Source organism: Kitasatospora sp. NPDC056651 (assembly GCF_042792155.1).
GTDB lineage: Bacteria > Actinomycetota > Actinomycetes > Streptomycetales > Streptomycetaceae > Kitasatospora.
The window spans coordinates 23,484-35,919 of sequence record NZ_JBHTWX010000047.1; the positions used below are offsets into that span (position 1 = coordinate 23,484).

General features: G+C 74.6%; 12 protein-coding genes. 6 read left to right on the top strand and 6 right to left on the bottom strand.

The features are described 5' to 3' along the window. Window positions 1-9 precede the first annotated feature (9 nt). Window positions 10-579 carry a hypothetical protein gene (locus ACFRAR_RS19650; RefSeq protein ID WP_380699380.1) on the top strand — a complete coding sequence of 190 codons (570 nt, stop codon included), beginning with the start codon at window positions 10-12 and terminating at the stop codon, window positions 577-579. Window positions 580-867: 288 nt separating this feature from the next. On the opposite strand, the gene ACFRAR_RS19655 is transcribed toward ACFRAR_RS19650, so the two are convergent. Continuing rightward, entirely contained in the window at window positions 868-2,175 is a 1,308-nt protein-coding gene (locus ACFRAR_RS19655) for an ALF repeat-containing protein (RefSeq protein ID WP_380699381.1), read from the bottom strand. 79 nt (window positions 2,176-2,254) lie between these two features. Here ACFRAR_RS19655 and ACFRAR_RS19660 point away from each other — a divergent pair, with 79 nt between their 5' ends. Together ACFRAR_RS19660 and ACFRAR_RS19665 are read left to right on the top strand one after the other, a co-directional pair. Beyond that, complete coding sequence (locus ACFRAR_RS19660; protein WP_380699382.1) at window positions 2,255-2,899, top strand: NAD-dependent epimerase/dehydratase family protein; 645 nt, start codon at window positions 2,255-2,257, stop codon at window positions 2,897-2,899. Between the two features lie 137 nt (window positions 2,900-3,036). Beyond that, entirely contained in the window at window positions 3,037-4,827 is a 1,791-nt protein-coding gene (locus ACFRAR_RS19665) for a beta-galactosidase family protein (RefSeq protein WP_380699383.1), read from the top strand. Between the two features lie 87 nt (window positions 4,828-4,914). On the opposite strand, the gene ACFRAR_RS19670 is transcribed toward ACFRAR_RS19665, so the two are convergent. The 4 genes from ACFRAR_RS19670 to ACFRAR_RS19685 form a co-directional block, all read right to left on the bottom strand. Beyond that, window positions 4,915-6,066: an SLC13 family permease gene (locus ACFRAR_RS19670; RefSeq protein WP_380699416.1), complete on the bottom strand. Its 1,152-nt coding sequence runs from the start codon at window positions 6,064-6,066 to the stop codon at window positions 4,915-4,917. A gap of 132 nt (window positions 6,067-6,198) precedes the next feature. After that, the gene (locus tag ACFRAR_RS19675; protein ID WP_380699384.1) at window positions 6,199-7,077 is read right to left on the bottom strand and encodes a DUF4253 domain-containing protein; all 879 of its coding nucleotides are present in this window, start codon (window positions 7,075-7,077) and stop codon (window positions 6,199-6,201) included. Between the two features lie 62 nt (window positions 7,078-7,139). Next, window positions 7,140-8,153, bottom strand: coding sequence for an aldo/keto reductase (locus ACFRAR_RS19680; RefSeq protein ID WP_380699385.1), 1,014 nt, complete (start codon window positions 8,151-8,153; stop codon window positions 7,140-7,142). Between the two features lie 140 nt (window positions 8,154-8,293). Next, window positions 8,294-9,283: a helix-turn-helix domain-containing protein gene (locus ACFRAR_RS19685; protein WP_380699386.1), complete on the bottom strand. Its 990-nt coding sequence runs from the start codon at window positions 9,281-9,283 to the stop codon at window positions 8,294-8,296. A gap of 158 nt (window positions 9,284-9,441) precedes the next feature. Here ACFRAR_RS19685 and ACFRAR_RS19690 point away from each other — a divergent pair, with 158 nt between their 5' ends. The 3 genes from ACFRAR_RS19690 (at window position 9,442) to ACFRAR_RS19700 (ending at window position 11,905) form a co-directional block, all read left to right on the top strand. Continuing rightward, on the top strand, window positions 9,442-9,879 hold the full coding sequence (locus ACFRAR_RS19690) for a hypothetical protein (RefSeq protein ID WP_380699387.1): 438 nt from the start codon (window positions 9,442-9,444) through the stop codon (window positions 9,877-9,879). A 147-nt stretch (window positions 9,880-10,026) separates the two neighbouring features. Next, window positions 10,027-10,185, top strand: coding sequence for a hypothetical protein (locus ACFRAR_RS19695; RefSeq protein ID WP_380699388.1), 159 nt, complete (start codon window positions 10,027-10,029; stop codon window positions 10,183-10,185). 274 nt (window positions 10,186-10,459) lie between these two features. Beyond that, a complete protein-coding gene (locus ACFRAR_RS19700; RefSeq protein ID WP_380699389.1) occupies window positions 10,460-11,905 on the top strand; it encodes a CHAP domain-containing protein in 1,446 nt (481 codons plus the stop codon). 72 nt (window positions 11,906-11,977) lie between these two features. Here ACFRAR_RS19700 and ACFRAR_RS19705 read toward each other — a convergent pair whose 3' ends face one another. Continuing rightward, window positions 11,978-12,388 carry a sigma factor-like helix-turn-helix DNA-binding protein gene (locus tag ACFRAR_RS19705; RefSeq protein ID WP_380699390.1) on the bottom strand — a complete coding sequence of 137 codons (411 nt, stop codon included), beginning with the start codon at window positions 12,386-12,388 and terminating at the stop codon, window positions 11,978-11,980. Window positions 12,389-12,436: the final 48 nt, after the last annotated feature.

A 12,436-nucleotide genomic window follows, 5' to 3' on the forward strand; every position in this document is an offset into this window, starting at 1 on the left:
TAGGAAATCATGTTCGAACTGACAAATCTTCTGTCGTGTTTCGGGCCTACTTGCGGGGACGTCGTCGACTGGGAGGCCGTGGAGACCACGTACGGGCGGCGGCTCCCCTCCGACTATCAGGAGTTCATGACCGCCTTCGGGTGCGGTTCGGTCGAGCAAGCGTTGTACGTTCAAGCACCTGCCACCACGACTGCCGAGCTCGCCGGGAATTTCGTGTCGACACTTCCCGCCGGCATGCTGGCTGATGGGAGTGCGGGAGACTGGAGGGATTCGGACCAGGTCGGCCTGCACCGTCTCGAGGACATGCTCCTCTGGGGATTCACGGCAGAGGACTTCCTCTGCTGGGTCACCTCTGACGAGAATCCAGACCAGTGGCCCGTGGCCGTCTACTCCCGATTCCATGCGGCCTGGTCCGTGTACCCGTACGGGATGGCGGAGTTTCTACTCAGGTTGCTGCGCGACGGGTTCGACGAATGGCCGATCAGCGATGTAGGCCTTCGGTCCGTCTCCGAACCGCGTTTCCTGCACGACAAGGACGAGGAAGCGGGCTTGGAACTACAGGAGAGGCCCGTGGAGTGATGGCCACGTCCAGCTGCGGATGGCGCCGTGCGGAGCCGGCACGAGGCCGGAGTCCGGGACCGCCTCCACCAGGTGTTGCTGACCGAACCGCGCCGCGCCGGCGAACTGAGTTGGTCGCGGGCGGTGGCTGACGGCTCCCACCGCCAAACTCGTCGCGGTAACCCAACACGGGCCGAGCGCCACCGGCCGCGCCGGATCGGCAATGGCGGCTGGGACACCGGGGGCGGCGACTGACGCCGCGTCCCCGGCCGCCGGGGTGGGCGGCCGGGGACGCGAGGGGAGGGTCCGTCAGCTCTCGGTGGAGCGGCGGCGGGCGGCCACGACCAGTGCCGCGCCCGCGGCGAGGGCCGCGGCAGCGCCGCCGGCCTCCCAGCCGAGGCCGTCGGTGCCGGTGGCGGCGAGCGTGCCGGTGCCGGTGCCCGTGGCGGTCGTGGTGGTGGCGGTGCCGGTGGTCCCGGTGTAGCCGGCGGGCTGGACGGGCTGCGGCTGCTGCCCGGAACCGTCCGTGCCGGTGCCCGAACCGGCGCCGTTGTCGCTGCCGTTGCCCGTACCGGCGTTGCCGTTACCGCCGCCACTGCCGTTGCCGGTGCCACTGCCACTGCCACTGCCGTTACCGCTGCCGGGCGTGGTGGTCGCGGCCTCGTCCTCGGCGCGGGCCTTGGCCCAGCCCTCGTTCAGGAACGCGGTGATGTCCGCGTCGCTGCCCTCCAGGGCGGCCAGCGCGGCCTTCTTCACCGCCGGGCCGCCGGTCTCGGCGATCTGCGAGACCTTGACCCGGTTGTCCTGGGCCTGGGCCTTGGCGAAGCCACTGTCGAGGAACTCCTCGACGGCCTCGTCGGTGCCGGCGTCCAGTGCCTTGCCGGCCGCCTCGCGCACGGCCGGGCCGCCGGAGGACATGAGCTGGGAGAGCTTGACCCGGTTGTCGTCGGCGCGCAGCCGGGGCAGGCTGACCTCCAGGAAGTGCCGCAGGTCGGCGGCGGTGCCCTTGAGGGCCTTCTCGGCGCCCTCGCGCACGCCGCGGCCGGTCTTCGGGTCGGCGAGGATGGCCTCGATCCTGGCGCGGTCCTCGTCCTCGGCGCGGGCGGTGTACTGGCCGGTCTTCAGGAACTCGGCGATGGCGTCGTCGCCGGCGTTGATGGCGGCCCGGGCGGCCGCGTCGAGGACCGGGCCGGCGCCGTTGCGGAGGCGGGCGACCAGCAGCCGGTTGTCCGACTTCTGGAGGCCGTCGAGCTCGGACTCCAGGAAGTGGCGCAGGTCGGCGGCGGTGCCCTTGAGGGCCTTCGCAGCGCCCTCGTGCACCCTGCACCAGGATTCCGCGGGCGAGTTCGCGAGGATGCGCTCGACCTCGGCGCGGTCGCGCTGCTCCTGGTCGTCGGCGCCCTCGGGGGTGGTGTCCTTGGCGCCAGCGCCCTTGGAGGCGGTGTCCTGCGGGGTGGCGTCCTGCGGGGCGGTGTCCTTGGCGGAGTCGGACCCGGTGTCGGGGCCGGAGATGCCGGTCGGCTTCGGGGCGTCGGCGGCCGAGGCCGAGGAGGGGAAGAGGACGACGGGGGCCAGGACGGCGGCCGCGACGACGGCGGACACCCGGGGGAGCTTCATCGAGAGAAGACCTGCTTCGCGCGAGACGATCATGAACGACCGACAGCATAGATCCACTTTTACGATTACCGCACCGATTATGCGCAGCTCCCTCATACGTCCCCGGCCGGCGGCGCGTTGCGCCCGGCGACTGCGGCCGGGGCTGACGGCCTCGCTGTGCGCGGCGGCCGAGGAGAGCGGCGCGGTGCTGGTCATGCTCGGCAACCTGTACGGCTACGGGCCGGTGACCGGGGCGATGACCGAGGACCTGCCGCTCACCGCGACCGGCCCCAAGGGACGGGTGCGGGCGGCGGCCTGGGAGCGGGCGCGGGAGCTGCACGAGGCCGGGCGGATCCGGGCCGTGGAGGTGCGGGCCGCGGACTTCTTCGGCCCCGGCGTCACCGACGGCGGCCACCTGGCCGCGCGGGTGATGCCCAAGCTGCTCAAGGGCCGCCCGGTCGCGGTGCTCGGCGACCCGGACGCCCCCCACAGCTGGACCTACCTGCCGGACGTGGCCCGGGCGATGGCCGAGGTCGCGGACGACGAACGGGCCTGGGGCCGGGCCTGGCACGTGCCCACGGCCCCGCCGCTGCTGCGCGAACTGCGGGAGGTGCGCTACCAGTTCGACCGGCCGTTCGTGGTGGACTGCTCCGCCTACGAGGCGGCGTTCACGGTGCGGGCCACGCCCCTGGAGGAGCAGGTCCGGGCCACGGTCGCCTGGTGGCGCGAGCGCGCGCGGCCGTAGCCGGCCGGGGTATCGCGCCGCTGCCCGGACCGCGTCGACGACACCCGCCGCCGCGTTCGGCCCGCGCGGCCCGTTCCTCGCCGACAGGCCGTACGCTCGGCACGGCCAGGGTCTCCGGTTCGAAGGCGGGTGCGCGCATGCTCGGGTACGACGCGGACGGGTTCGTCCGGGACGGGGCCCCGCACCGGGTGGTGGCCGGGGCGGTGCACTACTTCCGGATCCACCCCGGGCTGTGGGAGGACCGGCTGCGGCGGGTGCGGGCGCTCGGGGTGAACACCGTCGACACCTACGTGCCGTGGAACTTCCACGAACTGCCCGACGGCACCGTCGACTTCACCGGCTGGCGGGACGTGGCGCGCTTCGCGCGGCTGGCCGGCGGCCTGGGGCTGGACGTCATCCTGCGCCCCGGCCCGTACATCTGCGCGGAGTGGGACCTCGGCGGGCTGCCCGCCCGGCTGCTGGCGGTGGACGGGCTGCGGCTGCGCTGCGCCGACCCGGCGTACCTGGCCGAGGTGGACGGCTGGTTCGACGCGGTGGTGCCCGAGCTGCTGCCGCTGCTGGCGAGCCGGGGCGGCCCGGTGGTGGCGATGCAGGTGGAGAACGAGTACGGCAGCTACGGCGACGACGCCGCCTACCTCGCCCACCTGCGCGACGGCCTGGTGCGGCGCGGCGTGGACTGCCTGCTGTTCACCACCGACGGCGCCCACGACACCATGCAGCAGGGCGGCGCCATCCCCGGCCACCTCGCCACCGCCACCTTCGGCTCGCGCGCCCCCGAACGCCTGGCGGTGCTCCGCCGCCACCAGGGCGAAGGCCCGCTGACCGCCATGGAGTTCTGGATCGGCTGGTTCGACCAGTGGGGCCTGCCCCACCACGTCCGCGACCCGAAGGAGACCGCCGCCTCCCTCGACGAACTCCTCGCCACCGGCGCCTCCGTCAGCCTCTACATGGCTCACGGCGGCACCAGCTTCGGCCTGTGGGCCGGCGCCAACCACTACGGCACCCACCCGCTGGACGCCGGCTACGAGCCGACCGTCACCAGCTACGACTACGACGCGCCGATCGGCGAGGCCGGCGAACTCACCGCCAAGTTCCACGCCCTGCGCGAGGTCATCGGCCGCTACCTGCCGCTGCCGGAGTGCGAACTGCCCACCCCGCCACCGCGGGTGGCCTCCCGGCGCCTGGAGCCCGCGCACGGCCGGGCGACCCTGGCGGGGGCCCTGGACGCACTGTCCCGGGTGCGGCGCCACGCCGCGCCGCTGCCGATGGAACAGGTCGGCCAGGACCGCGGCCTGATCCACTACCGCACCCGCGTCCCCGGCCCGCGCCCCGAACTTCCCTTGCGCATCGACGGGTTGGCCGACCGCGCGCAGGTGTTCGCGGACGGGCGCCCGCTCGGGGTGCTGGACCGCAACTCCCCCGGCGCGGCACTGCCACTGGCCACCGGGACCGACGGGGTCGTCCTGGACATCCTGGTCGAGGCGCTGGGCCGGGTGAACTACGGCCCGCAGATGGACGACCGCAAGGGCATCACCCGCGGCGTCTCGCACGGCCACCAGCGGCTCTTCGACTGGCAGATCCGCCCGCTGCCCCTGACCGACCTCACCGCGCTGCGCTTCACCGACGAGGAACAGGCCCGCGCCGGGGAACCGGCCTTCCACCGCTTCACCGCCGAACTCCCCTCCCCCGCCGACGCGTTCCTCGCCCTGCCCGGCTGGGGCCGCGGCCTGCTGTGGCTCAACGGCTTCCTCCTCGGCCGCCACTGCGCCGCCGGCCCCCAGCGCACCCTCTACGCCCCCGCCCCGCTCTGGCGCGCCGGGGCCAACGAACTGGTCGTGCTGGAACTCGAACACCACGGCACGGCCGTGGAGCTGCGCGACGAGCCGGACCTCGGCCCGGCCACGGCGGCCCCCAGCTCCGAGTACTGAGCCAACCTCCGCACACGCCTCGGCACGCACCACAGGAAGTCGGCCCATCGACTTCCCGCTCCGCGCAGCCTCGGATCCCGGCCCCGGTCAGGTGCCGATCAGGCGCAGCGAGCCCCACAGGGCCAGGACGGCGGCGGTGAGGGCGGCGGGGACGGTGAGCAGGCCCAGGCGGGTGAACTGGCGCAGGTCGACCGGTACTCCGCGGTCGCGGACGATGCCGCGCCACAGCAGGGTGGCCAGCGAGCCGGCGTAGCTGAGGTTGGGGCCGATGTTCACCCCGAGCAGGACCGCGAGGACGGCACCGGGGCCCGCCGGGGCGGCCAGCGGCACCAGGGCGAGGGTGGCGGGCAGGTTGTTGATGACGTTGGCGAGGACGGCGGCCAGCACGGCGGTGGCGAGCAGCGCGGGCAGCGCCGTGCCGGAGGGGACGAGGTGGGCCAGGCCTGCGGCCAGGCCGTTGTCGACGACCGCGCGCACCACGATGCCCAGGGCCAGGACGAACGCCAGGAACGGCAGGGCGGCCGAGCGCACCACCGTGGCGGCGGTGGCGTGACCCCGGGCCAGGGCGAACACCGGCATGGCGGGGGCGGGCCCGTCCTCGGGTGCCCCGGCCGTGGCGGCGTCCAGGTCGGCGGAGAAGAAGCGGCGCAGCACCAGGTACTCGACGCCGACGGCGGCCAGCCACGGCAGTGTCATCAGGGCGGCGAAGCGGCCGAAGCTCAGGCCGCTGGCGGTGAAGGCGAGCAGGTTGGTCAGGTTGGAGACCGGCAGCAGCAGCGAGGCCGTGTTGGACAGGTGGGCGCAGGCGTACAGGTGCGGTGCGGGGCGGGCGCCCAGGCGGGCGGCGGTGGCCAGGACGACCGGGGTGAACAGCACGACGGTGGCGTCCAGGCTGAGCACCGCGGTGACCACGGCGGCGACGGTGAACACCTGGACCAGCAGTCTGCGCGGGCGCCCGGCGGCGCTGCGGGCCATCCAGGCGCCGCAGGCGCGGAACAGCCCCTCGTCGTCGCAGAGTTTGGCCAGCACCAGGACGGCGGCCAGGAAGCCGATCACCGGCCCGAGCCGGGCGGCCTCGGCCGTCGCGTGGGCCGGGGGGACGGCGCCGGTGGCCACCAGCAGGGCGGCGGCCGGGACGGCGGCGGCGGCCTCCGGCCAGCCCCACGGCCGGACGACGGCGCACACCAGGACGAGCGCCAGCAGGCCCGCGGACAGGACTTCGACCCAGGCGGTGTTCAGGGGGTGCTCCTCGGGTGCTCCTGGGGGCGGTCCGTGCTCGGGCCCGGTTCGGGGCCCGGCGCAGCATGCCACACCGTCGGCCGGCCGGCGGGGGTCGCCCTGCCGGCCGGCGGCCGGTCCCGGGCGGGCCGGTCAGTCCCACCAGAAGGACCACTGGTGGGTGCCCACCAGCTGCTCGGCGTACGCGGTGAGGGTGCCGGCGCCCTGGAAGACCAGGTCGGGGCAGAAGGCGGTGTGCTCGGCGGCCAGCGGGAGCGCCTCGGCGAGGGTGGCGGGCGGCACGGGGACGCTCAACTCCAGGGTGGCGAAGCCGACTTCGACGATCTGGGCGCCGAAGCGGCGTTCCCAGTCGGCGAGCACGGCGGCGATCTTGGCGGTGTCGTTCTCGTGGTTCACGGGGCCGCCCCAGCCGCACGCCGCGAGGGCGTGGGCGCCGCTGTCGGCGCGGACCAGGCCGAGGCGCACGTCCTTGAAGGACCCCAGCACGTCGGCCAGCCCGCGGGCCTCGCGGCCGGCGGCGCCGTCGGGGAGGGTGGCGGCGCGGGCGGTGCCGGGGAAGGCGCGGCCGTAGGGGGCGAGGGACTCGTCGAGGATCTCGGCGTCCTCGCTCGGCGCGCCGCCGTCGCCCTCGCCGTCGCCGCCCTCGCCGTCGCCGTCCTCGCCGTCCTCGCCGTCCTCGTCCTCGTCCTCGGCGCTCTGCTTCCACCAGGTGTTCAGCAGGGCGGCGGGGTCGTGGAGGTCGGGCGTGGAGGCGTCGCCCGGGTAGAGCTCGCCGGACAGCCAGGGCCGGTAGTCGGGGTCGCCGTGGTCCAGCGGGGTGAGCAGCAGCGGCCACAGGCCGCTGGCCGGGTGGGCGCGGTGCAGCCGCGCCCACAGGCCGGCGGGGGCGGGGCCGTCGCTGATCCACAGCACCGGCCCCTTTCCGTCGTCGTCCCCGCAGGCCAGGCGGCCGGGCGGCAGGGGGAGGGTCAGGGCGTCGAGGGCGGCGGCGAGGTCCAGGGGCTCGGTCATGCGGCTCACCGTAGGGGCGGGCACCGACAGGGCCGGGTGGCGCCCCCGCCCCCGGCGGGCCGTCAGGACCAGGGCAGCCCCGCCCGCGTCGCCCAGTACGCCTCGGCGGGCTCGGCCAGGGCGTCGAGGGCGGCCAGGTCCTCGGGGGCCGGGCCCAGGCCGGCGGCGGTGAGGTTGGAGGCGAGCTGGTCGAGGGTGGCCGCGCCGGACAGCACGACGTCGGCCCAGGGCTGGGCGGCGGCCACGGCCAGGGCGAGGGCGTCGGGGGTGGTGGCGGTGCGGGCGGCGAGGGCGCGCAGCGCGGCGGTGCCGGGGCCGGTGGCGTTGCGGCCGGCCAGGCGGCCGTTGGCCATGGCCTCCTTGACCACGACGAGCCATCCGGCCTCGTGGGCTTCGGCGAGGGCGGGGGCGGCGGAGGTCTCCAGCAGGTTCCAGGTGGACTGGACGGCGGTGAACAGGGGGCGGCCGGCCGTGGTGACGGCGAGGGCGCGGCGGATGGTGTCGGCCTGGGCGGGGCCGCTGGTGGACAGGCCGATCCGGACGCCTTCGGCGGCGAGGGCGGCGAGGCGTTCGCGCAGGGCGGGGTCGGTGAGGGCGGGGCTGTCGGGGGTGACGGAGTGGATCAGGTAGACGTCGAGGTGGTCGCCGAGGTGGGTGCGGGTCTCGCGGATCTGGCGGTCGTAGACGGCGGTCGAGTGTTCCTTGACCTCGTGGGCGGCCACTCCGCTGGTCTGCCAGTGGGCGGTGTAGGTGTAGCCCCACTTGCTGCCGACCGTCACCTGGGCCGCGGCCTCGGGGTGGGCGGCGAGCCACTGGCCGAGGAACTCCTCGGCGCGGCCGTAGGAGCGGGCGGTGTCGAGGTAGCGCACGCCGGCGGCGTACGCGGCGTCGAGCAGGGCGTGGGTGCGTCGGCGCAGGGCCTCGACGGTGCGTTCGGCGGGCAGGTCGGTGTCGCGTCCGAGGTTGATGTAGCCGGGCCGGCCGACGGCCGCGGTGCCCAGGCCGAGGCGCGCGGCGTGCGGGTGCGCGGTGGAGGCGGGGGCGGGGGTCGCGGTGGCGGCGGGGTCGGTCGGCATGGCGGGGTCTCCTCGGGCGCGACGGTTCTCACCTGGGACTTTAGCCCGCCCGCCGCGCCGGCCCGCAGCGAGTGAGCGGGACCTTGGCGGACGAGCGGGACATCGGCGGGCGAGCCGGCGCTCAGCGAACGAGCCGGACCTCAGCGGGCGAGCCAGCCCGCCTGGGCCGCCCGGACGCCGGCCTGGAAGCGGCTGCGGGCGTCGAGGCGTTCCATCAGGTCGGTGGCGATGCGGCGGGCGGTGCGGGGTGAGACGCCCAGGCGTTTGGCGATGGCGTCGTCGGTGTGGCCGTCCGCGAGCAGGGCGACGGCGGTCTGTTCCTGGGCGCTGAGTCCGTGTTCGTTGAGGCGGGCGGTGGCGCCGAAGGGCTGGGCGCCCGTCCAGACGGTCTCGAACAGCGCGCACAGCGCGGCCAGCATGCCCTGGCCGGTGAGGACGACGGCGCCGGTGGCGGTGTCGTCGCTGCGGATGGGGATGACGGCGGTGGCGCGGTCGATCACGATCATCCGGGTCGGCAGCGCGGGCGCGGTGCGGACCTGGCCGCCGTGGGAGACCAGCCAGTTGACGTACTCGACGGTGTGCTGGCTGTTGCGGACGCTGTCCAGGTAGACGGTGCGCATCCGGATGCCGCGTTCCAGCAGGTCGAGGTTGAGGGGCTTGGCCGCCTCGATGTTCTCGGGTTTCTGGCCGCCGTCCGGCGCGAAGGTCATGACCTCCTCGCGGACGTCCCGGGTGAGGGTGGCGAGCCGGTCCCGGATCTGGTCGAGTCCGGTCAGCTGCTCGACGCCGGGCTGGTCGGCGGACGGGCGCAGGTCGGCGTACTCGGCGATGAGTTGGGCGGCGGCCGCCCGGGAGGCCTCGATGCGCTGTTGCTGTGCGGCGAGTTCGGCCTGCTGACGTGCCATCAGGATTTCCATCCCGACTTCCGGGGAGACGGCGCGCAGTTCGCCCTCGCGGTGCGCGGACGGGCACAGCAGGGCGAGTTCGCTGAGCGTGTCCAGGGCTTGTCTGATCTGCCCTTCGGACAGCCCGAGGCGTGCGCGGAGGGCCGCCGTGCCGTCCTGCGGGTGGGCGAGCATCGCCCGGTAGACCGCTTCGGAAACCCTGTCCAGTCCCAGTGTTGTGAGCATGTCCCCACCCCATGATGAACTCGTGTTCGATCCGCGCGTGATCATTTCACAGCCCTCCGGGAGGAGACCATCGGCCTTGTGGCCGATTCCGGCCACGGACGGGACAGTCCATCCGGCCCCCCTGTGGGCCCCGGGCCCGGGTCCGGCAGGCTCGGTGCATGTACCTCGTCCACACCGCCCTTCGACCCGACGCGCCGGGTCGGGTGCTGCCGTACGGCGCCCGCGATCTCCTCCTGGCCGCCGCCCGCCCCGAGGACGGGGTCGAACACCTCGCCGTCCACCGGGGCGCGGTTCCGCATCCGGTGCTCGGGGTCTTCCTCGTCGCCGACTCGCTGGCCGAGGCCGAGCGCCGCGCCGCCGCGTTCTGCTGCCACGCGCTGGCCGTCGAACCGCAGTTCACGGGCTGGAGCTTGGCGGGGATCGCGGTGCCGCTGATCGCGCCGTACTACGAGCGCCTGCTGTCCGAGCCCTCCGAGCCCTCCGGTCCCGCCGAACCCGACGGTCCCGCCGACCCGTTCGGCCCCGACGGTCCCACCGGCCCCTCGGGTCCGGGGCCTTCTGGCCGGAACGGTCCAGGGGCGATTCCGTCCACCTGACAGCCCTTCCGCCGGTCGCGGCGGGCGACGAAGCTTGTTGTCGCCGGCAGGGAACACCGACCGGCAGCAGACCGGAGAGAGCGTCACCGCGGGACGCCGACACCGGAGGAACCATCCGTGCGCCACATCCGAGAAGGAGACACCGTCATGCTTCGCACCGTCACCGCCAAGGCCGCCGCGGTCACCGCCCTCGCCCTCGCCGCGCTGGCTCCGGCCGTCGCCGCCCAGGCCGCCCCGGCCCAGCCGGCCTCCGTCACCACCACCGTCGCCGCCACCGGTCCGGCCGACGACATGATCTGGGGCTGATCGCCCGCCCCACGGACACCCCGCCCCACGGACACCCCGCCGATCGGCCGCTCCTGCAGGGCAGCCGCCCGGCCGGGCCGGGCCCTCCCGCCGCGCATCGCCCGCGGCGCCTGAGGGCCGCCGGCCCCCTTGATCCTCCGCACCCCTCGGCCCCCTCGGCCTTCAAGCCCCTTGGCCCCTCGGCCCACGGCGCCTCACGCCGACGCGTGACCTGCGCCTCCCGTGCCGTACCCCGAACTCTTCCGACACCCACGAACAGCTCTGGAGATCTGTCATGTCCACGACCAGTATTCGTCGTACCGCCGCGCTCACCACCGCCACCGCCTTCCTGCCGCTCAGCCTCGCCCTGGGCGCATCCCCCGCCTCCGCCAGCGTCGGCACCTCGATCGCCGCCACCGCCCAGGCCAACCTGGGCAAGGGCGCCTGCTCGACCAACACCGCGGGCGGCGGCGCCTACTACAGCAGCTGCACCGGCAACGGCGGCAGCCCCGAAGCCTGGTGCGCGGACTTCGCCAAGTGGGTCTGGGCGCAGAACGGCGTGGACGTGCGCGGCCTCACCCCGGCGGCCGGCAGCTTCGGCACCTACAACGGCGGGCTGCACAGCACCCCGCAGGCCGGCGACGCGGTCCTGTACAACTACAACTACAACGGCTACGCCGACCACGTGGCGATCGTGACGGCCGTCGGCAACGGCACGATCACCACCATCGGCGGCAACGAGGGCGGGGTCAGCGGCAACTGGTCCGCCACCTCCAAGGTCAGGCAGTCCGCGACCCACAGCTCGGCGATCGGCTACAGCTGGGGCGGCCAGCGCATCAGCGGCTACGTGTCGCCGATCGGCGGCACCGACACCGGCGGCACCACGACCGCCCCCACCCCGGTCGCGCCGAACCACGTGTACGACAACGTCCGCTTCGCCAACGGGAACTGGCAGGGCGTGGCGCTCGCCGACGCCGGCGCGGACGTGTCCCAGGTCGTCACCGCGGCCATGCCCAACGGCGACCTGCACGTCGTGACCCTGAGCAGCGGCAAGGTGTACGACAACGTCCGCTTCGCCAACGGCAGCTGGCAGGGCACGGCGCTCGCCGACGGCAGCGGCTACATCACCTCGATCGCGGCCGTCGGCATGCCCAACGGCGACATGCGCCTGGAGACGGTGTCCAACGGCAACGTGTACGACAACGTCCGCTTCGCCAACGGCAGCTGGCAGGGCGCGGCGCTCGCCGACGCGGGCGGCAAGGTCTCCCAGGCCGCGCTCGCCGCGATGCCCAACGGGGACATGCACCTGGTCACCCTGAGCGCCGGCAAGGTGTACGACAACGTCCGCTTCGCCAACGGGAACTGGCAGGGCACGGCGCTCGCCGACGGCAGCGGCTACATCACCTCGATCGCCGCCGCCGGCATGCCCAACGGCGACATGCACCTGGAGACCGTCAGCGACCGCTACGTGTACGACAACGTCCGCTTCGCCAACGGCAGCTGGCAGGGCGCGGCGCTCGCCGACGCCGGCGGCGCGGTGGGCCAGGCCACGGTCACCGCGCTGCCCAACGGCGACCTGCACCTGGTCACCCTGAGCAACGGCAACGTGTACGACAACGTCCGCTTCTCCAACGGTACTTGGCAGGGCACGGCGATCGCGGACGGCAGCGGCAAGGTGAACGCCGTCGCCGCCACCGGGATGCCCAACGGCGACATGCACCTGAACACCCTGGCCAACTGACACTCCCCCGGCGCGGCCGCCCGGTCCCTCCCCAGGGGCCGGGCGGTCGGCGGTGGCGGTCGGCGGTGGCGGTCAGCGCCGGGCGGCGGCCAGGGAGCGGAGCTGGACGTGGACGGCGGCGGGCTCGGTGCCGGTGAGGGCGGCGACCTCGGCGGCGGACAGGTCCAGGACCAGGTGCAGCAGCAGGACGTCCTGCTGGGCAGCGGTGAGGTGGGCGACGGAATGGAACGGGCGCGGGCCGGCCAGGGCGCGGACCCGGTGGCTGACCGCCTGCCAGGCGCAGGCCGTCGGGCTGGCGGTGGCCAGGGCGTCGAGCCAGTGGCCGCCGAGTTCCTCGAAGGCGTCGCGCACGGCCCGTGGCGCGTCGGCGGGCGGCAGGAGCAGCGCGGCGTAGTCGAGGTAGTGGCGCCGGTGGAGGTCGTGCAGCGCCCACAGGCCCAGGGCGGGCGCGGGGACGGGGGGATGGTGCGGCGGTGTCGGCATGGTGGTGTCCCGGGGTGGCGCGGGTGGGTGCTGGTCCGCGGGCGGGGT

Excerpts from the sequence above, each read along its gene's own strand:
- ACFRAR_RS19650 (WP_380699380.1), top strand. The coding sequence starts at position 10 with ATGTTCGAACTGACAAATCTTCTGTCGTGTTTCGGGCCTACTTGCGGG.
- ACFRAR_RS19655 (WP_380699381.1), bottom strand. The coding sequence starts at position 2,175 with ATGAAGCTCCCCCGGGTGTCCGCCGTCGTCGCGGCCGCCGTCCTGGCC.
- ACFRAR_RS19660 (WP_380699382.1), top strand. The coding sequence starts at position 2,255 with ATGCGCAGCTCCCTCATACGTCCCCGGCCGGCGGCGCGTTGCGCCCGG.
- ACFRAR_RS19665 (WP_380699383.1), top strand. The coding sequence starts at position 3,037 with ATGCTCGGGTACGACGCGGACGGGTTCGTCCGGGACGGGGCCCCGCAC.
- ACFRAR_RS19675 (WP_380699384.1), bottom strand. The coding sequence starts at position 7,077 with ATGACCGAGCCCCTGGACCTCGCCGCCGCCCTCGACGCCCTGACCCTC.
- ACFRAR_RS19680 (WP_380699385.1), bottom strand. The coding sequence starts at position 8,153 with ATGCCGACCGACCCCGCCGCCACCGCGACCCCCGCCCCCGCCTCCACC.
- ACFRAR_RS19685 (WP_380699386.1), bottom strand. The coding sequence starts at position 9,283 with ATGCTCACAACACTGGGACTGGACAGGGTTTCCGAAGCGGTCTACCGG.
- ACFRAR_RS19690 (WP_380699387.1), top strand. The coding sequence starts at position 9,442 with ATGTACCTCGTCCACACCGCCCTTCGACCCGACGCGCCGGGTCGGGTG.
- ACFRAR_RS19695 (WP_380699388.1), top strand. The coding sequence starts at position 10,027 with ATGCTTCGCACCGTCACCGCCAAGGCCGCCGCGGTCACCGCCCTCGCC.
- ACFRAR_RS19700 (WP_380699389.1), top strand. The coding sequence starts at position 10,460 with ATGTCCACGACCAGTATTCGTCGTACCGCCGCGCTCACCACCGCCACC.
- ACFRAR_RS19705 (WP_380699390.1), bottom strand. The coding sequence starts at position 12,388 with ATGCCGACACCGCCGCACCATCCCCCCGTCCCCGCGCCCGCCCTGGGC.